The organism is Novosphingobium sp. DS6-6 (assembly GCF_057784975.1).
Map to the genome: position 1 here is coordinate 247,545 of NZ_JBYNTS010000005.1, position 20,430 is coordinate 267,974.

The 20,430-nt window shown below is 66.7% G+C and carries 27 protein-coding genes and 1 tRNA gene; 17 read left to right on the forward strand and 11 right to left on the reverse strand.

All coding sequences use genetic code 11. The features are described from left to right. Position 1 precedes the first annotated feature (1 nt). The 3 genes from AC3EDY_RS08585 (at position 2) to AC3EDY_RS08595 (ending at position 1,448) form a co-directional block, all read left to right on the forward strand. Positions 2-325 carry a hypothetical protein gene (locus AC3EDY_RS08585; RefSeq protein ID WP_488572068.1) on the forward strand — a complete coding sequence of 108 codons (324 nt, stop codon included), beginning with the start codon at positions 2-4 and terminating at the stop codon, positions 323-325. Positions 326-376: 51 nt separating this feature from the next. Beyond that, positions 377-1,018, forward strand: coding sequence for a YqaA family protein (locus tag AC3EDY_RS08590; protein ID WP_488572069.1), 642 nt, complete (start codon positions 377-379; stop codon positions 1,016-1,018). 133 nt (positions 1,019-1,151) lie between these two features. Continuing rightward, complete coding sequence (locus AC3EDY_RS08595) at positions 1,152-1,448, forward strand: usg protein (RefSeq protein WP_488572070.1); 297 nt, start codon at positions 1,152-1,154, stop codon at positions 1,446-1,448. 8 nt (positions 1,449-1,456) lie between these two features. Here AC3EDY_RS08595 and AC3EDY_RS08600 read toward each other — a convergent pair whose 3' ends face one another. The 4 genes from AC3EDY_RS08600 to AC3EDY_RS08615 all read right to left on the reverse strand — a co-directional run bounded on the left by AC3EDY_RS08600 (position 1,457) and on the right by AC3EDY_RS08615 (position 4,166). Further along, entirely contained in the window at positions 1,457-2,260 is an 804-nt protein-coding gene (locus AC3EDY_RS08600; RefSeq protein ID WP_488572071.1) for an SGNH/GDSL hydrolase family protein, read from the reverse strand. After that, positions 2,260-3,459 carry a serine palmitoyltransferase gene (gene spt / locus AC3EDY_RS08605; RefSeq protein ID WP_488572072.1) on the reverse strand — a complete coding sequence of 400 codons (1,200 nt, stop codon included), beginning with the start codon at positions 3,457-3,459 and terminating at the stop codon, positions 2,260-2,262. The genes AC3EDY_RS08600 and spt overlap by 1 nt, the downstream gene beginning before the upstream one ends. Positions 3,460-3,467: 8 nt before the next feature. Then, positions 3,468-3,707 (reverse strand): acyl carrier protein, encoded by a 240-nt coding sequence (locus AC3EDY_RS08610; protein WP_488572073.1) that lies wholly within the window; start codon positions 3,705-3,707, stop codon positions 3,468-3,470. A 96-nt stretch (positions 3,708-3,803) separates the two neighbouring features. Next, a complete protein-coding gene (locus tag AC3EDY_RS08615) occupies positions 3,804-4,166 on the reverse strand; it encodes a response regulator (RefSeq protein WP_488572074.1) in 363 nt (120 codons plus the stop codon). Positions 4,167-4,310: 144 nt separating this feature from the next. Between AC3EDY_RS08615 and AC3EDY_RS08620 the strand changes: the two genes are divergently transcribed. From AC3EDY_RS08620 to AC3EDY_RS08640, 5 genes are read left to right on the forward strand one after another with little or no spacing between them, the layout of a single operon-like run. Then, positions 4,311-4,529 carry a DUF3572 family protein gene (locus AC3EDY_RS08620; protein WP_488572075.1) on the forward strand — a complete coding sequence of 73 codons (219 nt, stop codon included), beginning with the start codon at positions 4,311-4,313 and terminating at the stop codon, positions 4,527-4,529. Next, entirely contained in the window at positions 4,526-5,152 is a 627-nt protein-coding gene (locus tag AC3EDY_RS08625; protein ID WP_488572076.1) for an HAD family hydrolase, read from the forward strand. Before AC3EDY_RS08620 ends, AC3EDY_RS08625 begins: the two co-directional genes overlap by 4 nt. 30 nt (positions 5,153-5,182) lie before the next feature. Beyond that, entirely contained in the window at positions 5,183-5,650 is a 468-nt protein-coding gene (locus AC3EDY_RS08630; protein ID WP_488572077.1) for a RidA family protein, read from the forward strand. Further along, complete coding sequence (locus AC3EDY_RS08635) at positions 5,622-6,428, forward strand: glycerophosphodiester phosphodiesterase family protein (RefSeq protein WP_488572078.1); 807 nt, start codon at positions 5,622-5,624, stop codon at positions 6,426-6,428. Before AC3EDY_RS08630 ends, AC3EDY_RS08635 begins: the two co-directional genes overlap by 29 nt. Beyond that, entirely contained in the window at positions 6,425-7,555 is a 1,131-nt protein-coding gene (locus AC3EDY_RS08640; protein ID WP_488572079.1) for a GNAT family N-acetyltransferase, read from the forward strand. Before AC3EDY_RS08635 ends, AC3EDY_RS08640 begins: the two co-directional genes overlap by 4 nt. 7 nt (positions 7,556-7,562) lie before the next feature. Here the strand turns inward: AC3EDY_RS08640 and AC3EDY_RS08645 are convergent, their stop codons facing one another. Beyond that, the gene (locus AC3EDY_RS08645; RefSeq protein ID WP_488572080.1) at positions 7,563-7,886 is read right to left on the reverse strand and encodes an SEL1-like repeat protein; all 324 of its coding nucleotides are present in this window, start codon (positions 7,884-7,886) and stop codon (positions 7,563-7,565) included. 324 nt (positions 7,887-8,210) lie between these two features. On the opposite strand from AC3EDY_RS08645, the gene dksA reads away from it, so the two are divergent. From dksA to AC3EDY_RS08665, 4 genes are all read left to right on the forward strand, one after another. Continuing rightward, positions 8,211-8,669: an RNA polymerase-binding protein DksA gene (dksA, locus tag AC3EDY_RS08650; RefSeq protein WP_488572081.1), complete on the forward strand. Its 459-nt coding sequence runs from the start codon at positions 8,211-8,213 to the stop codon at positions 8,667-8,669. Between the two features lie 243 nt (positions 8,670-8,912). Continuing rightward, positions 8,913-9,281 carry a PilZ domain-containing protein gene (locus AC3EDY_RS08655; protein WP_488572082.1) on the forward strand — a complete coding sequence of 123 codons (369 nt, stop codon included), beginning with the start codon at positions 8,913-8,915 and terminating at the stop codon, positions 9,279-9,281. A 66-nt stretch (positions 9,282-9,347) separates the two neighbouring features. Beyond that, complete coding sequence (locus tag AC3EDY_RS08660; protein WP_488572083.1) at positions 9,348-10,835, forward strand: ABC transporter substrate-binding protein; 1,488 nt, start codon at positions 9,348-9,350, stop codon at positions 10,833-10,835. 205 nt (positions 10,836-11,040) lie between these two features. Continuing rightward, positions 11,041-12,801, forward strand: a complete 1,761-nt coding sequence (locus tag AC3EDY_RS08665) for a DEAD/DEAH box helicase (protein WP_488572084.1) — start codon at positions 11,041-11,043, stop codon at positions 12,799-12,801. A 16-nt stretch (positions 12,802-12,817) separates the two neighbouring features. Here AC3EDY_RS08665 and AC3EDY_RS08670 read toward each other — a convergent pair whose 3' ends face one another. Continuing rightward, complete coding sequence (locus tag AC3EDY_RS08670; RefSeq protein WP_488572085.1) at positions 12,818-13,207, reverse strand: winged helix-turn-helix domain-containing protein; 390 nt, start codon at positions 13,205-13,207, stop codon at positions 12,818-12,820. Between the two features lie 147 nt (positions 13,208-13,354). Here AC3EDY_RS08670 and AC3EDY_RS08675 point away from each other — a divergent pair. Then, positions 13,355-13,430: transfer RNA gene (locus tag AC3EDY_RS08675), tRNA-Val, on the forward strand. 41 nt (positions 13,431-13,471) lie between these two features. Here AC3EDY_RS08675 and AC3EDY_RS08680 read toward each other — a convergent pair. Further along, positions 13,472-14,068: a TlpA family protein disulfide reductase gene (locus AC3EDY_RS08680; protein WP_488572086.1), complete on the reverse strand. Its 597-nt coding sequence runs from the start codon at positions 14,066-14,068 to the stop codon at positions 13,472-13,474. A 25-nt stretch (positions 14,069-14,093) separates the two neighbouring features. On the opposite strand from AC3EDY_RS08680, the gene argH reads away from it, so the two are divergent. Genes argH through AC3EDY_RS08700 form a run of 4 tightly spaced genes read left to right on the forward strand, consistent with a single transcriptional unit; the run spans position 14,094 to position 17,815 of the window. Continuing rightward, complete coding sequence (gene argH, locus AC3EDY_RS08685; RefSeq protein WP_488572111.1) at positions 14,094-15,470, forward strand: argininosuccinate lyase; 1,377 nt, start codon at positions 14,094-14,096, stop codon at positions 15,468-15,470. Positions 15,471-15,474: 4 nt separating this feature from the next. Then, a complete protein-coding gene (locus AC3EDY_RS08690; protein WP_488572087.1) occupies positions 15,475-15,741 on the forward strand; it encodes a hypothetical protein in 267 nt (88 codons plus the stop codon). Positions 15,742-15,771: 30 nt separating this feature from the next. Next, positions 15,772-17,031 (forward strand): diaminopimelate decarboxylase, encoded by a 1,260-nt coding sequence (lysA, locus tag AC3EDY_RS08695; RefSeq protein ID WP_488572088.1) that lies wholly within the window; start codon positions 15,772-15,774, stop codon positions 17,029-17,031. Positions 17,032-17,038: 7 nt separating this feature from the next. After that, a complete protein-coding gene (locus AC3EDY_RS08700; protein ID WP_488572089.1) occupies positions 17,039-17,815 on the forward strand; it encodes a precorrin-2 dehydrogenase/sirohydrochlorin ferrochelatase family protein in 777 nt (258 codons plus the stop codon). Between the two features lie 13 nt (positions 17,816-17,828). Here AC3EDY_RS08700 and AC3EDY_RS08705 read toward each other — a convergent pair whose 3' ends face one another. The 4 genes from AC3EDY_RS08705 to AC3EDY_RS08720 form a co-directional block, all read right to left on the reverse strand. Next, the gene (locus AC3EDY_RS08705; RefSeq protein WP_488572090.1) at positions 17,829-18,242 is read right to left on the reverse strand and encodes a PaaI family thioesterase; all 414 of its coding nucleotides are present in this window, start codon (positions 18,240-18,242) and stop codon (positions 17,829-17,831) included. After that, entirely contained in the window at positions 18,239-18,700 is a 462-nt protein-coding gene (locus AC3EDY_RS08710; RefSeq protein WP_488572091.1) for a PaaI family thioesterase, read from the reverse strand. Before AC3EDY_RS08710 ends, AC3EDY_RS08705 begins: the two co-directional genes overlap by 4 nt. Before the next feature lie 115 nt (positions 18,701-18,815). Further along, positions 18,816-19,283 carry a Holliday junction resolvase RuvX gene (gene ruvX, locus AC3EDY_RS08715; protein ID WP_488572092.1) on the reverse strand — a complete coding sequence of 156 codons (468 nt, stop codon included), beginning with the start codon at positions 19,281-19,283 and terminating at the stop codon, positions 18,816-18,818. Then, on the reverse strand, positions 19,280-20,410 hold the full coding sequence (locus AC3EDY_RS08720) for a DUF3089 domain-containing protein (RefSeq protein ID WP_488572093.1): 1,131 nt from the start codon (positions 20,408-20,410) through the stop codon (positions 19,280-19,282). The genes ruvX and AC3EDY_RS08720 overlap by 4 nt, the downstream gene beginning before the upstream one ends. Positions 20,411-20,430: the final 20 nt, after the last annotated feature.

Here is a 20,430-nt window from a genome sequence, read left to right on the forward strand (position 1 = left end):
CGTGGCAGTTGTCTACCGGTTCTGTTATGTTCATGCAAGCGGACACACGCGTGAACTGTTGCCTAAAAACAACTATAACAGTTGCCAGCGCAGCAATTTCCCGGTTGAAACCACCCTCATGTGCCCCCTCCAATGCGGCAAGCGCATGGCGGTTCCCGACGCCATGCCAAAAAATGCCGACGAACCGCATTTTTATGGCGACCAGCGGTGCGATATGGCGCTGCGGCACGGTTGGCAGAGTACCAAACTGGACCCAAACGCTTCGGGGCTTCTCGGGCCGGCTGGCTGTGCGACATGGCTGGCGCGATCTTGTGCACTGCACTAGAGAACGGCAGACAATACCTGTTGCCAGCGACCAGGAGCACGAGACCAGACCATGTTGCGCCGCCTTTACGACTGGACCATGGCCAAGGCCGCTCATCCGCAGGCGCATTGGTGGCTGTTTCTGTTCGCGTTCATGGAGGCGAGCTTCTTTCCGGTTCCGCCCCATCCGCTGCTCGGTCTGATGTGCCTGGCGGAACCGAAGAAGGCCGTGCGCCATGCGGCCTTCGCCACGGCCGGATCGGTGCTGGGCGGTCTTCTGGGCTATGCGATCGGCCATTTCCTTTACGATACCGTCGGGGCGGAATTGCTGGCCCTGTTGCATCTCGAGGAAGGATTTCCCAAGGCGGCCTGCTACTTGCGCGAGTACGGGGTGGAAATCATCGTGCTCAAGGGCGCTACCCCCATTCCTTTCAAGCTGCTTACGATCACCGCCGGGTTCATCGGCATGCCGCTGGTGCCGTTCTTCCTGGCCAGCGTCGTGTCTCGCTCGATCAGCTTCATGATCGTGGGCGTGCTGTTCCGCCTGTTCGGTGCCCCCATCAAGCGCTTCATCGACGCCTATCTGGGCCTCGTTGCCGCCGGCTTCGTCGTTCTGGTGATTGCCGGGTTCGCAGCTGCAACCTTGCTGACCGGCGGCGACAGCAAAAGCGCCAGCGTCGAGCGCTGCGAGCAGGTAATGATGACCCGAATGTAAACGCCGGTCCGGTTAACGCCACGGCTTGACTGTGCGCTGCAACGTGCGAAGCTGAGCGCCTGAAATTTTCAGGCTTTCACGGGGCCTGACCGTTTTGCGTCGGGCCAGGCCCCGTTTTCGGACGGAGGACGGCATGGCGCACGCTGATGTGAATACTGGTCGCATCGACAGCGATTTGGTGAATCAACTTGCAGGCTATGGCCTGACCACGATCGAAGTGCATTATTACATGCCCGACCATCCCGCGTTGTTGCAGATGTTTGCGTTCCAGCAATACGATCTTGCGCCGCGATTTCCGCGTCTCGGCGGCTTTCTCGATCACTGGCGGCGGGAGATCGACGCGGCGCTGCATTCCGTGCGGATCGCCCACCGCCATCTGATCGGCCCGCAGGAATACCGCGCGGTGAACGGCGTGATCACGATCAATTGAAAGTCGGATCAGCGGGCTTTTTCCGCCTCGGCCAGGGCAGCGCGCGCGATCGGCTCCATCACGGCATAGCCGGCCGCGTTGGGATGCACGCCATCGCTGGAGAGGCCCGGCCGCATTGCGCCGTCAGGCGTGGCCATGGCGCTGTAGTAATCGGCATAGGCAAAGCCGCGTGCCCGTGCGAGCTCCTTGAGCCAGGCATTCAGTGCGGCGATCTGTGCTGCAGGCTTCATTTCGGTGCGCCAGTTGAAACCACCCGCCGGCAGCACGCTGCCCAGGACCACGGCAATGCCGTTGGCTTTTGCCAGATCGGCCATGGCCATGACATTGGCGGCATATTCGTCGGGACTGGTCGGCCCGGTGTTGCCGGCCACGTCGTTCGTCCCGCACAGGATATGGACCACGCGCGGGCGCAGGCGCACCACGTCCTGGTAAAACCGCAGGAGGATCTGCGGGCTGGTCTGGCCCGCGATGCCGCGGTCGATGATCCCGCCGGCAAACATCGCCGGGGCCGTCGTCAGCCAGAATTCGGTGATCGAATCGCCGATGAACACCGCGCGCACCGGTTGCGGCACCTGACGATCGGCTTTCTGATAGCGGCACAGGTTGGCCCAGTCATAACCGCCCACGCGGGCCGGCGTGCACGGTTCGGGCACCATCGCGGTCGGCCCGGCGGGCGTGACGATCACCTGCACGCTGGGCGTCTGAGCCACTGCCGCCTGCGGTGCGGCTGCGCGAGCCGCGGTCGCGACAGTCAAGGCCATGGCGGTCGCCATCGTCCCGGTCATGGCAAGGCCCAGGCGCAGGCTGCGCATCAGATGATGCCCACCGCCTTGCCGGCGCGTTCGAACATCCCGATGATAGTCTGCACCTGATCGGCGCTGTGGCCCGCGCAAAGCGAGCAGCGCAACAGGGTCATGCCGGCCGGGGTTGCCGGCGGCCGCGCAAGGTTGACGTAAAGCCCCTCGTGCAGCAGCGCTTCCCACATTGCCGCGCCGCGTTCCAGATCCGGCATGATGACCGAGATGATCGCGCTTTGCGGCGTCTGCGTGCCCAGCGCGAAGCCGCGCTGGATCAGCCCGGCGTGCAGCGTTCGCGAATTGTCCCACAGGTGGGCGCGCTTGTCGGCCGCGTGCATCAGCTTGCGGATCGAGGTACTGGCGGTGTGCACCACGCTGGGCGGCAGCGAAGCGGTGAACACGTAAGGGCGGCATACCAGGCGCAGGATCTCGAACTTGGGATGGTTCGAAACGCAGAAGCCGCCCACGGTGCCGACCGACTTGGAAAAAGTGCCGATGACGAAATCGACCTGGTCCAGCACGCCCTGGTCCTCGGCCACGCCCCGCCCGTTGGGGCCGATAAAGCCCATCGAGTGCGCTTCGTCGACCAGCACCATCGCGCCATGGGCCTTGGCGATGCCGATCATCTCCTTGAGCGGCGCGATATCCCCCAGCATCGAATAGACACCTTCAAGCACGACGAGCTTGCCCGCGCCCTTGGGAATACGCCTCAGGCGCTTTTCCATCGCCTCGATATCGTTGTGCCTGAACGGCACGACTTCGGCATCGCCCATCTTGCACCCGTCCCAGATCGAGGCGTGGCTGTCGATGTCGAGCACGATGTAGTCGCCTTTGCCGGCCACGGTGCTGATGATGCCCAGGTTCGCCTGGTAGCCGGTGGAAAAGACCATGGCATGGTCCATGCCGTAAAAGTCCTTGAGCGCGTCTTCCACGGCGCGATGCCCGGCATAGGTGCCATTCAGCACGCGGCTGCCCGTGGTGCCCGAACCGAAATCGTCCAGCGCCCGCTTGCCTGCGGCGATGACGTCGGGATCGAACGTCATGCCCATGTAGTTGTACGTGCCCAGCAAAATCGTTTCGCGCCCGTTGCAGATCGCAACGGTAGGCGAAATCACTTTTTCCATCACCAGGTTGAACGGATCGGTAACCCCGGTGGACAGCAGGGCGCGGCGCTGTTCGATCAGGGGGTCGAACTTGGAAAACAGATCGGTCATCACGGGCCTTACCCTTGCAGCCTGGTCACCGCGTCGATCAACTGGCCGTAGTTTTCGATCTCGGCCTGCTGGTTCATGCTGATGATGATGTCGAACTCGTCCTCGATCGCGGCGACGAAATCCATCACGGTGAGGCTGTCCCATTCCAGATCGCCGGCAAACGTGGTCGCCTCGGTGATCGTCACGCCCTTCTTGTTGAAGGGCTCGATCAGCTCGGCAATTCTGGCGGCAGTGGCAGTACGGTCCATTTCGTCTCTATCTCCGTGAGGCAGGGTCGTGCCCCTGCCAGAACATTGCGGCGGAAAAGCGGCCCGGGGCCGGTCCTGTCAAGCCTGAACGGGTGGTTACACCAGCTTCATCACCGCCTGCATGAACGGCCCGATCGAAACGGGCTTGGCCAGATAGCCTTCGGCACCCGCCTCGCGGATGCGCTCCTCGTCGCCCTTGCCGGCATAGGCGGTGACGGCCAGCACCGGGATCTGGCGCAGCACGGGATCGGCTTTGAGCGCCTCGATCAGTTCCAGGCCAGAAACATTGGGAAGCTGGATGTCCATGATGACCAGCCCGGGCACGAACTGGCGCGCGCGATCCAGCGCTTCGCGCCCGTCGGCCACCGGCTCTACGGTAAAGCCGTTGGCCACGAGCAGATCGCAGAACAGCTTGCGGTTGAGGTCGTTGTCCTCGACAACCAGAATTCTTTTTGCCACGGAACACCTCTATGGCGCGAGAGGCAGGTGGCGCCCCCGTCACGGGTCCTGCTCTATTGACCCGGAAAGGCTCTGACAATCATCCGCGAACCCGCACCGCCCGTTCCCGATCCGCAGGATCTGGCACTTGCCGCGCTGGGCTGGGTGCTGGCCGAAGGGCACCGGGCCGAACGCTTTCTGGCGATCACCGGCCTTACGCCCGACATGTTGCGTACCGGGCTGGCCGATCCGGCGGGGCCGGGGGCGGTGCTGGGCGCCGTGCTCGATTTCCTCATGGCGCACGAGCCCGATCTTGTTGCCGCGGCGCACGCTCTCGCTATAAGCCCCGGATCCTTGGCCGCCGCACGGGAGAATCTGTCATGACCCGCCCGCTGGTGATCAGCGATTGCGATGAAGTGCTGTTGCACATGGTGGCCCCTTTCAAGGCCTGGCTGAAGGCCCATCACGCTATCGATTTCGCAATGGAGAGCAGCGATTTCGGCAGGGCCATGCGCCATGCCGGGGATGGCCGCGCGGTGGAGCCGGGCGAAATCTGGCGCCTGCTCAACCTGTTCTTCGACACGCAGATGCACGCGCAGCCCGCCATTGCCGGCGCGGTCGATGCCGTGGGTGCCCTGACCGAACGGGCCGACTTCGTGATCCTTACCAATCTGGGCGATGCCTATCGCGATGCGCGAACCGCGCAATTGGAAGGCGTGGGCATCAAGGCGCGCGTTTTCACCAACCAGGGGCCGAAAGGTCCGGCGCTCAAAGCCATTCTCGACGAATATCGACCGACCCGGGCGGTGTTCATCGATGATCTGCCGCTGCATCACCATTCCGCGGCAGAACTGACACCGCATGTCATCCGCCTGCACCTGTGCGGCGAACCGCTGCTGGCGCCGTATATCGATTGCGCGCACAAGGCCGGCCATGCCCATGCCCGTATCGATACCTGGGACCATGCGCTGCCGTGGCTCCTGTCGCAGCTGGACGAAGATGTCTGATTTGGCCCCTGTTTTGTGGAGTTGGTTACGATGACCGTTTCGATCGATGCCCGTCTTGCCGAACTGGGCCTGGAACTGCCGGCGGCCGCGGCGCCGGCGGCAGCCTATGTGCCCACCGTGCTCGCGGGGGGGCTGCTGCATGTTTCGGGACAGCTGCCGTTCGTCGATGGGCAACTGGTGACCGGGCGTCTGGGAGACGACGTCACGCTGGAAAAGGGCACCGCTGCCGCGCGCGCCTGCGCCTTGATGCTGCTCGCCCAGGCCAAGGCAGCGCTTGGCACGCTTGACCGGATCGAGCGGGTGGTCAAGCTCGGCGCCTTCATCAATTCGACCGGCGATTTCACCGATCAGCCCAAAGTGGCCAACGGAGCGTCGGACGTGATGCAGGCCGTTTTCGGCGATGCCGGCCGTCATGCCCGCAGCGCCGTCGGCGTGCCGGTGCTGCCTTTCGGGGTGGCGGTGGAAATCGATGCTGTCTTTGCTGTTCGCGCTGATTGACCGCTTTCTCCTGCCCGCGCGCGCTGCAGAGCGCGCCGGCTGGCTGAAAAGCGCGATCTACGCCCATCGCGGCCTGCATGGCCCCGGCGTGCCGGAAAACTCGCTGGCCGCCGCCGATGCGGCGATCGCGCGGGGCTTCGGGATCGAATGCGATGTCCAGCGTAGCCGCGACGGGCATGCCATCGTGTTTCACGACTGGACGCTGAACCGGCTGACCGGCCGCCCCGGCAGCGTGGCGGAACTGACCGCCGCAGATCTCGCGCACATCGGTCTGCGCGACGAAAGCGGCGCGCCGGCGGCTGGCGAAGCGATCCCCGGCCTGCGCCAGTTGCTCGACCGCGTCGACGGGCGCGCGCCCTTGCTGATCGAGATCAAGTCGCGCGGCACGCAGCGCATCGCCCCGCTCTGCCTGGCGGTCCGCCGCCTGCTCGAAGGCTATCGCGGGCCGGTCGCGGTAATGAGTTTCGATCCGCGTGTGCCGGCCTGGTTCCGCCGCTATTCGCCACGTGTCGTGCATGGCCTGGTGGTGACCGAAGCCGGGCGGCGCACGCTGCTGGCCCGCCTCAAAAGGCACCTTGCGCTGTGGCGCGCGCGACCCCAGTTCCTGGCCTATGACATTGCCGATATTGCCAATCCCGTGGTGCGGCTGGCCCGGCGGCGCGGGGTTCCGGTCTTGACCTGGACCGTGCGGACCCCTGCGGACGCCCGCCGCGCCGGAACGCATGCCGACGCGCCGATCGCCGAAGGGCCGGTGCTGATGACCCTGGGCGCGCCATGAGCCTTACCGCACGGGTCGAACGCGCGGTCGGGGCCATTGCCGCCGACGCCTGGGATCAGCTTGCAGGCGCGGACAATCCTTTCACCAGCCACGCTTTTCTCGCTCTGCTCGAGGAATCCCAGAGTGTCGGCGGGCGCAGCGGATGGACCCCGTTGCCGTTGGTGATCGAGGATGCCGACGGGCGGCCTGCCGCTGCCCTGCCGGCCTATCTCAAGCAGCACAGCCAAGGCGAATACGTGTTCGACCAGGCCTGGGCGGATGCCTGGGAGCGCGCAGGCGGACGTTATTATCCCAAGCTGCAGATCAGCGTGCCGTTCACCCCGGCGACCGGCCCGCGCCTGTTGTGCGGGGAGCGCGCGGACCTGGCGCTTCCGCTGCTGCGCGCCGCCGAGGCGGTGGTGGATCAGCATGGCCTGTCCTCTGCGCATGCCACGTTCATCGCGCCCGATCAGGTTTCCCTTTTCGAAGAGGCAGGCTGGCTGTTGCGGTCCGACCTGCAATTCCACTGGGAAAACCGTGGCTACACCGGGTTCGAAGATTTTCTGGGCGCGCTATCGTCGGCCAAACGCAAAAACCTGCGCAAGGAACGCGCCGCCGCGCAGGAGGGGGTGGAGATCATGGCCCTGACCGGCGATGCGATCGAGCCCGCGCACTGGGACGCGTTCTGGCTGTTCTATCAGGATACCGGCGCCCGCAAGTGGGGCAGGCCCTATCTGACCCGCGCCGCGTTCGATCTGATCGGTCGGCGCATGGCCGACAAGGTCTTGCTGGTGCTGGCGTTGCATGCCGGAAAGCCCGTTGCCGGCGCGCTCAATTTCATCGGCCGTGATGCGCTCTATGGCCGCTATTGGGGCGCGCTGGTGGACAAGCCGTTCCTGCATTTCGAGCTGTGCTATTATCAGGCGATCGATGCGGCGATCGCGATGGGGCTGAAACGGGTCGAAGCCGGGGCGCAAGGGCAGCACAAGCTGGCGCGCGGCTATGAACCGGTGCAGACTTGGTCGGCGCATTACATTGCCGATCGCGGCTTTCGCCAGGCGGTGGCCGATTTCCTGGTTCGCGAGCGTGCCGGGATCGATCAGGGACAGATGGTGCTGGCGGGGCACACGCCTTTTCGCAAGGGCTGAACGGGTTTCACGCGGCGCGGCGAGCCGACGTGCGCAGCCATTCGCGGGCACGGCGCTGTGCTTCGGCGATCTCGCGCGCGGTCAGGTCTTCGGCCACGTCCGCCCGGGCCTGCGCGGCTTCGTCATGGCCGGCCACGGCGGCAAGGTTGAACCACTTGTGCGCTTCGATCAGATCGCAATCGGCGCCATAACTGCCGGTGGAAAACGCAACGCCCAGGTCGAAGAAGGCGTGGCTATCACCCAGCGCGGCGGCGGCAAGGCACGCGGCGATCAGGCTATCCGCGCGATCGGTCGTGAAACATCCGGTCGTGCCGGCCGCGGATGTCGGCACGAGTGCCATCCTGCTTCGCATTTGGCGCATCGAACAATTCCCCCTGCGAATCTGCCATGCCCAACCATGGGCGGCATGTCCAAGGTTGCGAATTAAGGTCAACAAACGGTTAACGATAGAATGCCGCGTTTACGGCCTGCCGGGCGGCACTGTGCCCGCCCGCGTCAGCCCCGTCTTCGCTGCGCCGCAGACCGCGCGCTCCCGCCGTCAGGAAGTGCTTGTGCGGCCTTTCATGCCTGCCTATAGGCGCGGCACCCCGAGGCTGCCCGCGCCGATACGGTGCGTGACTGCCGCGGTGGTCGGAAGGCGCAAACGGAGGGCCGGATGGCTGGGGTTCTGGGTGACGAAATTGACGTGTTGGCGAAGGCCCGACGGGCCATGCCGGGTGATTACGTTCCGCACGACGACGAACCCTACATGAGCGAGCAGCAGCTCGATTATTTTCGCCGCCTTCTGCTCGAATGGAAGAAATCGATCCTGTCGGCTTCGGCCGGTACGCTTTCGGCGTTGCAGGACGGCCCGTTGCGCGAACCCGATCTCAACGACCGGGCATCGAGCGAAACCGATTGGGGCATCGAACTGCGCACGCGCGACCGGCAGCGCAAGCTGATTGCCAAGATAGATTCGGCCATGCGCCGCATCGACGAAGGCGAATACGGATATTGCGAGGTAACCGGCGAACCGATCGGCCTTGGCCGCCTGATCGCCCGCCCCATCGCCACGATGACGGTCGAAGCCCAGGAAGCCCACGAACGCCGCGAAAAGATTTCGCGCGATATGTGAAGGCCCGGGCGGATTGCCGGGCGCCTGCCCGAAGCCCGCCCGAACGCCATGGTAAACGCCAGCGGCGCACCTGTTTCCGCTTTTTGGCGCACGGTGTGGCGGCGATGCCGATGTTAAAGATTTCTTTGCCGTTTTCGTTTACAGAAGCGGTACGGATGGCAGCGCATGGGGAAACGTGCGGCGCACCCACCAACGGAAACCCGCGTGCCTCCCGGCCATCCTTGCTGGAAACGGAACCTGACGGTGACTGACATCGACCATCGGCAACTGGAGCGCGACAGCCTTTTTCTGATGGCCGACCTGCGCCTGGTAGGGCACGAGGGCGAGCATCGCGTGCGGGTGCGCAATCTTTCAGCCGGCGGGATGATGGCCGAAGGGGCCGTGCGCGTGACGCGGGGCAGCCGGCTGGAAGCGAACCTGCGCCATCTAGGCTGGGTGGAAGGCGTCGTGGCCTGGGTGCAGGACAACCGCTTTGGCATCGCGTTCATCGAACAGATCGATCCCAAGCTGGTACGTGAGCCGGTTTCCCCCCCGATGGCCGACACTTATGCGCCGCGTTATGTGCGCCCGCCGCTGACCCCGTTGGAATCCCGACGGCTGCGCAAGCTCTGACCACGGGCCGCGCTGCGTCGCACCGTTCCGTGCTGGCCTGATACGGTCGATCTGCTAGGCAGGGGCATGGCTCAGGTGCTTTGCCATTCGCGCCGCGTCGTCGCCGCGCTCGTGCCGCTTTGCGTCTTCGCGCTCGCTGGTTGCGGCGCCGACCGGCGCGGCCCGCTGCCGGTTGCCCTTGCGGGCGATGACACCGTGTTCCAGACCGCTACGGCGCGGCTTTCGCCGGCCGCGCAGGTCCTGCGCGCCGCGACGGTGGAAGGGCTGGTGGGCTTTGATGCCCAAGGGCGCGTGGTGCCTGCGATCGCCGAACGCTGGATCGTTACCGACGACGGGCTCAGCTATATCTTCCGGTTGCGCGATGGCACCTGGCCCGATGGTGCCGCGATCGATGCGCCCGGCGTTGCCGCCGCGCTGCGTCGCGCGCGCGATGCGCTGGCCGGTACGCCACTGGGGCTGGATCTGGCCCCGATCGAGGACATCCGGGTGATGACCGACCGGGTGGTGGAAATCGATCTGTCTGCGCCATTGCCCGATCTGCTGACTTTGCTCGCCCAGCCGGAGCTGGGCCTGCCACGCCGACGGCTGGGCTCCGGCCCCCTGGGCTTGCGGCGCGACGGGCAGCGTGTCGCCCTTTCGCCGATCCCGCCCGAAAAGCGGGGGCTGCCTGCGCAGGCCGGTTTTCTGGCCGGCGTGCGCCCGCTCAGTGTCGAGGTGCAACCGATGGCCCTTGCCGCCCGCCGGTTCAACGATGGGCTGGTCGATGTGGCGCTGGGTGGAACGATCGATTCGCTACCCCTCGCGGGAACCACCGTGCTGTCGCGCGGGAATGTGCAGCTTGACCCGGTCATGGGCCTCTTCGGCTTGCAGGTGCTGCGCGCGCAGGGATTCCTGGCCGATCCCCTGCGACGCGAGGCGCTGGCCCTGGCGATCGATCGCGAACGGCTCGTCAATGCGTTCGGGGTCGGCGGGTGGGCCGGCACGACGCGGCTGGTTTCGCCCGAAGTGCCCGATGGCGACGACAGCGTTGGCGAACGGTGGACCGGCAGCAGCCTCGATCAGCGCCAGGCGCTGGCGCGTCAGCGTGTGCGGGCCTGGATCGCTACCGGACAGAGCGCGCCGCTGTTGCGCGTGGCCGCACCCGACGGGCCGGGCTCGCGGCTGGTACTGGCGCATCTGGCGACCGATCTTGCCAAGATCGGCCTCGGCCTGGAACGCGTGGACCAAGGCGCGCCGGCTGATCTGCGCCTGGTCGATAGCGTTGCGCGCTATGCACGCGCGGCCTGGTTTCTCAACCAGTTGGCCTGCCCTGTTAGCCCCGCCGCCTGCAGCCCGCAGGGTGACGCCCTCGTTGCCCGGGCCCGGGCCGAGCAGGGCCTGCAGGAACGCAATGCGCTTCTGGCGCAAGCGGAGCGAACGATCACCGCCGCCAACGCTTTCATCCCGATTGCCCGGCCGCTGCGCTGGTCGCTGGTGCGCGGCGGGGTGACGGGATTCGCCCCCAATCCCTGGGGCTGGCATCCGCTGCCGCCGCTCACCGTCGTGCCGAAATAGCCCTGCCTGCCAGCGTCATGCACGGCCAGCGCCGATTTTTCGCATTTGGTCATGGCGGGAAAAGCAACAAGCGGCTAGGGGGCACGGGCCGAACGATGATATATCGGGCCTCGCGTGGTGAGGCCGTGGCATCCAAGACCCCTGCGTATCTGCTCCCCCGCCGGTCTCCGCCCACGCTGCGGCCCGGCCAGACCTGTTGAGTTTCATGCCTTTTTCCTCGCTTCCCGCCGCCGTTTCGCAATCGCTCGCCGCACGTGGCTATCTTGAGCCGACTCCGGTCCAGGCCGCCGTCCTGCAGGCCGAGGCGGCTGGACGCGATCTGCTCGTTTCGGCGCAGACCGGATCGGGCAAGACCGTGGCTTTCGGCGTCGCCATGGCGGCAGACCTGTTGGGCGAGGGAACACCGCCCGCCGGCGCGCCGCTGGCCCTTGCCATTGCCCCGACGCGCGAACTGGCGCTGCAGGTAAGCCGCGAACTGGCCTGGCTTTACGAAAAGGCCGGGCTGCGCATCGCCACTTGCGTTGGCGGCATGGACCCGTCCAAGGAACGCCGCACGCTCAACCACGGCGCGCATATCGTGGTGGGCACGCCCGGCCGCCTGCGCGATCATCTCGAACGCGGCGCGCTCGATCTTTCCGGCCTGCGCTTCGTGGTTTTGGACGAGGCGGACGAAATGCTCGACATGGGCTTTCGCGAAGATCTCGAGGAACTGCTCGACGCCACCCCGGCCCAGCGCCGCACTTTGCTGTTTTCTGCCACCATGCCGCGCCCGATCGCGGCTCTCGCCAAGCAGTATCAGCGCGACGCCCTGCGCATTTCCACGATCGACGAGCGCCAGGGCCATGGCGATATCAGCTATCAGGCCGTCGCCGTCTCACCCAACGACATCGAAAACGCGGTGATCAACCTGCTGCGGTTTCACGAGGCGGAAACGGCCATGCTGTTCTGCGCCACGCGCGACAACGTGCGGCACTTGCACGCCGCGCTGGTGGAGCGTGGTTTTGCGGCCGTGGCGCTTTCGGGCGAGCACAGCCAGAACGAGCGCAACCATGCCATCCAGGCGCTGCGCGACGGGCGCGCGCGCATTTGCGTCGCCACCGACGTTGCCGCGCGCGGGATCGATATTCCCTCGCTCAGCCTGGTGATCCACGTGGAAGTGCCGCGGGATGCCGAAACCCTGCAGCACCGTTCAGGCCGCACGGGCCGTGCCGGCCGCAAGGGCACGGCGGTTCTGGTCGTGCCCTATCCGCGCCGGCGCCGCCTGGAAGAGATGCTGCGCCGCGCACGGATCGCGGCGGAATGGATGGCCGCCCCCGGCGCCGCGCAGATCCGCGCACGCGATCGCGACCGCCTGCTGGAAAAACTGCTCGCTCCCGCCGACCCGGACGACGTGCTGGAAGACGATGTCGCGCTTGCCGAAACGCTGATGGAACGCATGGACGCGCGTGACATCGCGCTGGCCCTGGTGCGCAGCCATCGCCAGGCTCTGCCCCAGCCGGAAGAACTGATCGATCTTTCGTCGGAAGAGGGCCGCAAAGCCACGCACCGGCCCGGGTTCGACGATGTGGTATGGTTCCGCATGGATATCGGCCGTCGGCACAACGCCGATCCACGCTGGCTGCTGCCTTTGCTGTGCCGGCGCGGCCATATCACCCGCAACGAGATCGGGGCGATCCGCATCGGTCCGGCCGAAACCTTTTTCCAGGTGCCGAAGGCACTGGAAGAACGCTTCCGCGCCGCGCTGCAACGCACGGGCCGCGAAGGTGCCGAGGACGAAAGCGGCATTCGCATCGTTCCGGGCGAGCCCCCGCGCGAGATGGCCCGCACCAGCCCCCGTCAAGACCGTCCCCGTCAAGACCGCCCCCGCCAGGGCAACGGCCCGAACCGCCCGCGCGAGGGCTTTCCGCCGCGCGGATCGGGTCCTCGCCCGCCGCACCGCAAAGGCCCCCGTCGCGGCGAGGGCTGAAGCAGCCAGGCCGCGCTTATCCTGCGCGCACGTCCTGCCGTTCCAGCGGTGCGGCACGCAGCAGAGTGGCCAGGGCCCGGGCATCGGCGCAGGTCGCCTCGCCGCCCAGGCGGGCCTGCAACGCGCGATAGTGCGCAAGAACCGCCTGCCCGGCTGCGCTGATCCTGGCGCCGCCGCCATGGCCGCTGCCGGGAAAGGTTTCCACCAGCGGGCTTTGCCAGCACCGGTTCATCACGTCGACCAGTTGCCACGCGCGGCGATAGCTCATCCCCATGGCCCGCCCGGCGCCCGAAATCGACCCTTCGCGCGCAATGGCGTCGAGCAGGTCCGCCTTGCCCGGCCCCATGGCAATGGCGTCGCCGCAATAGAGCTGAAGCTTGATCCTGATCGGGGTAGCCGGTGCCATGCCCCCGTTTAGGCGAGCGCCCCCGCCGGCTCAAGCATGGCGCCCATCCATTTGCCGAAGTGCCTGCCTAACTGGACTGCCCCGTTCCTTTGGAACGGTGGTTGACCTGCCCGCAAAATGCCGTAAATGCGCGGTTTCCCCGGACGGGGGCGGTTAGCTCAGTTGGTAGAGCATCTCGTTTACACCGAGAGGGTCAGCGGTTCGAGCCCGTTACCGCCCACCATCGTTGGCCCTTGCGTTTTCCGCAAGTCTCCCGTTGCGGCTTTACCCGGCTGCCGCCTTGATCAGCGCGGTCGCTTCCGGCCCCGTCCAGTCGAACGCGCCTACCACCCGGCCCGTTTCCCGCCCTTGTCTGTCATAGATCACCGTGGTCGGCAGGACCCCGGTGTTATAGTGGAACGACAGGTCGTTGTCGGGATCGAGCAGCATTTGCACGTCCCCCAGGCCATGGGCTGCGGCGAACGCTTTGACCTTGTCGGCCTGGCCGGCGCTGTCCTGCGATATGGTCAGCACGCGAAGGCCGCCGGCGGCCAGCTTGTCGAGCGTCGGCATTTCCGCCACGCAGGGGCCGCACCACGTGGCCCAGAGGTTGATCAGCACTGGCTTGCCGCGCAGATCGCCAGATGAAATCCGCTTGCCGTCCGGCCCGGCCAGGGCAAAGGCAGGCATGGCCGCCCCCTTGTGGCTGGTATCGATCTTGCCGGTCGCAGCCTCGTTGCCGGCGGGTGCCGTTGCCGGCCCCGCTGTCGAAGAGGCGCTCGATGGTTGCGCCGGCGGGCTTGCTTGCCTATCGCAGCCGGCAAGCGCGGCGCTGGCCAGCGCCCCCAGGATCAACGGCAGGCAGGGCGAACGAGCGGACATGAGCGGCAATTCGGGCTCCAACCAGATGTGGGGCGGGCGTTTCGCCGCCGGCCCTTCGGCCATCATGCGCGAGATAAACGCCTCCATTCCCTTCGACAAGGCGCTGTGGCGGCAGGATATCGCCGCGTCAAAGGCCCATGTGGGCATGCTCGGCGCGCAAGGGATCGTTTCGGCAGAGGATGCCGCGCAGATCGCGCAAGGCCTGGACCAGGTTGCGGCGGAATACGAAGCCGGGGGCGTTCCCGAGAACTGGGACCTTGAAGACATTCACATGACCACCGAAAACCGGCTGGCCGAATTGATCGGCCCGGTTGCCGGGCGCCTGCACACCGCGCGCAGCCGCAATGACCAGGTCGCCACCGATTTCCGCCTGTGGGTGCGCGATGCCATCGACCAGGTCGATTCGGGCCTGCTTGCCCTGCAAGCGGCGCTGGTCGCCCGCGCGGGCGAACATGCCGCCAGCATCATGCCGGGCTTTACCCATCTGCAGACGGCGCAGCCGGTCACGCTGGGCCACCACCTGCTGGCCTATTACGAAATGATCGCGCGCGATCGTTCGCGCTTTGCCGATGCCCGCCAGCGCATGAACCGCTCGCCGCTGGGCGCCGCGGCGCTGGCCGGCACCGGCTTCCCGATCGACCGCTTCCGCACGGCCGAGGCGCTGGGTTTCGACGGACCGACCGACAACAGCCTCGATTCGGTATCAGACCGCGATTTCGCGCTGGATTACCTGATGGCCGCGGCGCAGTGCTCGCTGCACCTTTCGCGCCTGGCCGAGGAATTCATCATCTGGGCCAGCCAGCCGTTCGGCTTCGTCACGCTGCCAGACAGCCTGTCCACCGGCAGCTCGATCATGCCGCAGAAGAAAAATCCCGATGCGGCCGAACTGGTGCGCGGCCATGCCGGGCGGATCGTGGGCTGCCTCACCAGCCTGATGGTCACCATGAAAGGCTTGCCGCTGGCCTATTCCAAGGACATGCAGGACGACAAGCCGCCGGTGTTCGAAGCGGCCGGCCTGCTCGCCTTGTCGATCGCGGCGATGACCGGCATGGTGGCCGAGGCGCGCTTCCGCACCGACCGCATGCGCAGTGCCGCCGAACTGGGCTATGCCACGGCGACCGACCTTGCCGACTGGCTGGTGACCTGCGCCGACATTCCCTTTCGCGAGGCGCATCACATCACCGGCAGCGCGGTGAAGCTGGCAGAAAGCCGCGGCATCGCGCTCGATCAGTTGCCGCTCGAAGATCTCAAGGCGATCGACGCGCGTATCGACGATCGCATCTATGCCGCGCTTTCGGTCGAAGCATCGGTCGCGGCACGTTGTAGCCATGGCGGAACCGCGCCGGCCGAGGTAAGAAAGCGCGTGGCCCAGGCGCGCGAAGCTCTGGGCATGGAGGAGTAGTCGCTTGATCCGTCCCAATGCCCCGAATGCCGCTGGCTTGGTGTTCGCTGCGCTTGCCGTGCTGGCCCTGGCCGGCTGTGGCAACAGACGCGAACTGAAACCGGCACCGGGGCGTGGCCTGCCGCCCGCGCCTTATGGCCGGGTGCAGGGCCGCGGGGCGGACGAGCTTTTGAAAGCGCCGATCCAGGCCAAGCCCGATCGCAACGTGGAGTTGCGCAGCCGTTCGCAGGAGCGGGAAGACGATCCCTTTGATCTTCCGCCCGAAGAATAAGCGTTTTCAAACCGATCCCTGAGAGTTTCGATGGACCATTTCCAACAGGTAGACGGCGTGCTTCATGCCGAGAATATCGCCCTGCCCATTCTAGCACAGGCCGTGGGCACGCCGCTCTATGTCTATTCGCGCGCGACGTTGACCCGCCACGCCCGCGTGTTTCGTGACAGCCTCAAGGTGCTGCCGCGGGTGAAGCTGGCCTTTGCCGTCAAGTCAAACCCGAACCTTGCCGTGCTCAAAGTGCTGGCGGCCGAAGGTTACGGCGCCGACGTGGTTTCGGGCGGAGAAATGGAGCGCGCGCTTGCTGCCGGAATGCCGGCCGAGAGCATCGTCTTTTCGGGCGTGGGCAAGACCCATGCCGAGCTCGCCCGTGCGCTTGAGGCCGGCATCGGCCAGTTCAATCTGGAAAGCGAGGAAGAGGGGCTCGAGCTCGGGGAGATCGCCACGGCCCTTGGCAAGACCGCTTATTGCGCCCTGCGCGTCAACCCCGATGTCGACGCGGGCACCCACGGCAAGATTTCTACCGGCAAGGCCGAAAACAAGTTCGGCGTGCCTTATGACCGGGCGGGCGCGATCTATACGCGCCTGGCGGCAACGCCGGGGCTGGTCATGCGCGGCCTGGCACTGCACATCGGCAGCCAGCTTGCGCGGCTCGATCCGCTCGAGGCCGCGTTCCTCAGGATCGGCGATCTGATGCATGCGATCCGGGCCGCCGGCCATGCCGTCACCCATATCGATTTCGGCGGCGGCATCGGCGTGCCCTACAAGGCGGGAGAGGTCTTTCCCCAACCTGCGGACTATGCCGCGATGGTGGCGCGGGTGGCGCGCGACTGGAACGTTACCGCGATGTTCGAACCCGGCCGGGTGATCACCGGCAACACCGGCGTGCTGCTGACCCGGGTGATTCGCGTGAAGGAAGGCGTGGGCGCGCCCTGGGTGGTGGTCGATGCGGCGATGAACGATCTGGCGCGGCCGGCGCTGTACGATGCCTGGCACGATTTTGCCGCCGTCACGCCCACGGGCGAGACGATGCAGGCCAATATCGTCGGCCCGATCTGCGAGTCGAGCGACACGTTTGCCATGGGCCGCACGATCGACACGGTGGCGCGCGGCGATCTGGCAGTGTTTCGCACGGCCGGCGCCTATGGCGCGACGATGGCCAATACCTATAATTCGCGCCCGCTCGTGCCCGAAGTCATGGTCGATGGCGACAAGTGGGCCGTTGTCGCCGACCGCATCGAGCCAGCCACGATCCTGGCAGCCGAGCGTGTGCCGGCGTGGCTGGCATAGGCGCCTGATGCTGCCGGCGCTGCCCCTGTTTCATCGCTTGGCGGGCCAGCCGGTGATCGTGCTGGGCCACGGAGAGGCGGCGCAGGCCAAGCGGCGGCTGGTGGAGCGGGCCGGGGGGCAGGTGGTGGAAGACCTGGCCCACGGCATCGATATCGGCGCGCGGCTGGCTTTCATCGCCCATGACGATGCCGATGCCTGCACTGCCGATGCGCTGCGTGCGCGGGGGGCGGGCCTGCTGGTCAACGTGGTGGACCGGCCGGCGCTGTGCGATTTTACCACGCCATCGCTGATCGATCGCAGCCCCGTGGTCGTGGCGGTGGGCACCGGCGGGGCCTCGGCCGGGCTTGCCAAGCATGTACGGCTGCGGCTCGAGCGCATATTGCCGCAAGGTTTGGGAGCATTGGCGCAGGCGCTTCATGATGCCCGCGATGCCTTGCGGGCACGTTTCCCCGACGGGGCGGAGCGGCGCCGGGCGCTGGATGCGGCGCTGGGCGAAGGCGGGCCGCTCGATCCCCTGGCGGCGCACGCGGCGGGCGCGGTTGGGGCCTGGCTGGTCAACGCGGCCGACGTGGCCGTGGCGCATCATGTCATCGTGCTGCGCTCTGCCGATCCGGAAGATCTGACCCTGCGCGAGGCGCGGTTGCTGGGCATGGCCGATGCCGTGGCAGCCGATGCCGCGGTGCCGCCGGCGATCCTTGATCGCGCGCGCGCCGATGCACGGCGCCTGCCGCCCGGCGCCGCGCTGCCGCAGGGGCTTACGGTGGAACTGCGCTTTCCGGCCTGATCGGCCGCGGCGTTCAGGCCCTGGGCGCGGAAAGGTGAAAGTTCATCCAGCAACTGGCCACCGGAACGGCGCGATCGGCCTGCCACGCTTCCACCCGCACGTTGGCCACGCGCCGCCCGGCGCGCAGCACCTGGCCCATGGCATGGATCGGCTGCGGCATGCCGGCGCGCAGATATTCGATCGAGATGTTGATCGGCTTCATTCGTGTGATGACGCCGCGCCGGTCAAGCTCGGCGCGCAGCGCGGCAAAGCCGGCCATTTCCAGCAGCCCGCCGATCGCGCCGCCATGCAGGAAGCCGGGGCGCCCCATCGATTGTGGGCCGAATTCCATGGTCACGATCGGGCTGTCTCCATCCGTCGCTGATAGCACCATGCCCATGGCCAGCGCATAAGGGGGCAGCGCGAAGGGCGATACCGGTGCGCTCATTCGGCCTCTCCCACGGCCATGAAGATGCCGGTGGCGTGGGCCAGGGGATCGGTACGATCGCCATCGTGGGCGAGCGCGCGGACGAATGCGAGATCGCCGCGCACCTGATAGCACTCCGCCCGCGCGATCACGCTGCGCCCGGGAACGGCCGCGCGCACATAATCGATCCGCAGATCGAGCGTTACCTGGGGGATGTAACGCTGGCGCCTTGTCCAGATCGCATAGGAGGTGCAGGTGTCGAACAGGCTGATTATCGGGCCGGACGCCAGAATGCCGGTGTTGCCCGCGCCAACCAGATCTTCGCGCCACGGCAGTTCGGCTTCGAACCAGTCCGACCCGTGATCGACATGGCGCAGGCCAAGAAACCCGCCATGCCCGCTGCGGCCCATTTTGAGGCCGGCCGTGGCGGGATCAAAAGGACTTTCGCGCCGCCAGTCCATCGGTAAGTCGTTTGCCATCCCGGCTCCTTGCCGCAATGCAGCGCAGGGTTCAACAGCCCGGATCGCGTTCGGGCGCCAAGGCGGCTGGGTCTGTTGCCGTTGTCGAGCCGCATGTTGAGCAGCACGTTCGCTTTCACAGGACGCCGCCGGCCAAAGCATCGATAGCGGCTTGCAGGATCAGCGCAGCCGCATGCGAATCGATGCGCCGAGCGCGTTTCGCGCGGCTGAAATCCTGCTCGATCATCGCCCGTTCGGCCGCCTGGGTGGACCAGCGCTCGTCCCACATCAGGATCGGCAGGCCGAAATCGGCCAGATTGCGCGCCATGGCGCGGGCGGACTGGCTGCGCGGGCTTTCGCTGCCGTCCATGTTGAGCGGCAGCCCAATGACCAGGCCCTTGACCGTACGCTGGCCGACGATGGCCGCCAATGCGGCCTTGTCCTGCGAGAACTTGCGGCGGATCACCGTCTGCCCGGCGGTGGCAAAGCGCCAGCCGGCGTCGCACAGCGCCACGCCGATCGTCTTCGTGCCGGGGTCAAGCCCCATCAGCACGCCGCCCGTCGGCAGGGCAGCACGCAGTTCCGCGATGCTTTGCGTGATCATGGCCTGTGTTCCTCGCGCGTGCCCGGCCAGGCTGCGCTGCGCCGTTGGGCATCGGCGCGCAGATTGGCCCAGAACAGCGGGATGTCATAGATGTGATAGTTGTTGCCCGGCAGCACGAAGGGGCCAATCGGCGGCGGTGGAGCGATCATCAGGATGCCCCGCGTGTCGCAGCGTGCCGAGACCAGCCCTGCCACCAGCGGGCCGGCGCGCTCGGTTTCCTGGTCGTCTTGATCGGGCAGCAGCGTCCCCCGGTTGGCCGTCGCCGGTGCCTGGCTGCCTTGCGTGCCGGTCAGAGGGTTTATGCAAAGCAGGGGCTCCCCAGCCGGCGCGGCCGCCGGCCAGGGACGATAGATATCCAGCAACAGGGCCGGGTCGGCCGGATCGGCAAAGGATACCCATCCGGCAAGACACCCGGTCTGATCGGGCGCGGTGCAGGGCGGCAGGCCGGTTTCGGCCGCCGCGTTCCTCGCCGCGATCGGCCATCCGATAGCGTAAGCCGCCACTACCCGCTGAGCCAGAGGTTTGCCCCGCACCATTTCACGCAGCAGGCGCGCCACGATCAGGCCGCCCTGGCTGTGCCCGGCCAGCACGATCGGCGTCCGCGGGGGCAGCATTGCCAGAAACGTAGAAAAGGCGGCGCGTACATCCGCATAGGCCAGATCGATGGCGTGCTGGCGATCGGCGCCCCCGGCCAGGAAAGCGCCGAAGGCGGCCTGGCGGTAACGCGGCACCCACACGGGGCCAAGGCCGTTGAACGCGCTGGCCGTGGCGGCAACCAGAAGGTCGGCCCGGCGGCGCGAGTCGCGATCGTCCAACGGGGCGTTCCAGTGATTGCGGCTGAGATAGCTGGTGGTATGGACGAAAAATACGGCGGTGCCGCCGGCCGCGGTGCGGCGCACGCCGGGGGGCAGCCATTGCGCCGGGCCATTGGGCAGGCCCGGCCGCGCGATCCACATGGCAGGATCGCGATAGGCCCCGCGCGGCAGCGATGCCAGCGGCTCAAAGGCGCGCGTCGGAGCAAAGGTATAGCGTACGAGTTCGCCCGAACATTGCCGCAGCGCGCCAAGGCACAGAAGCGCCAGCGCCACGAAGAGGGCGCCGGCCTGGCACACGCGCTTGATCATCATGCTGTCACGTCGATAGGGCT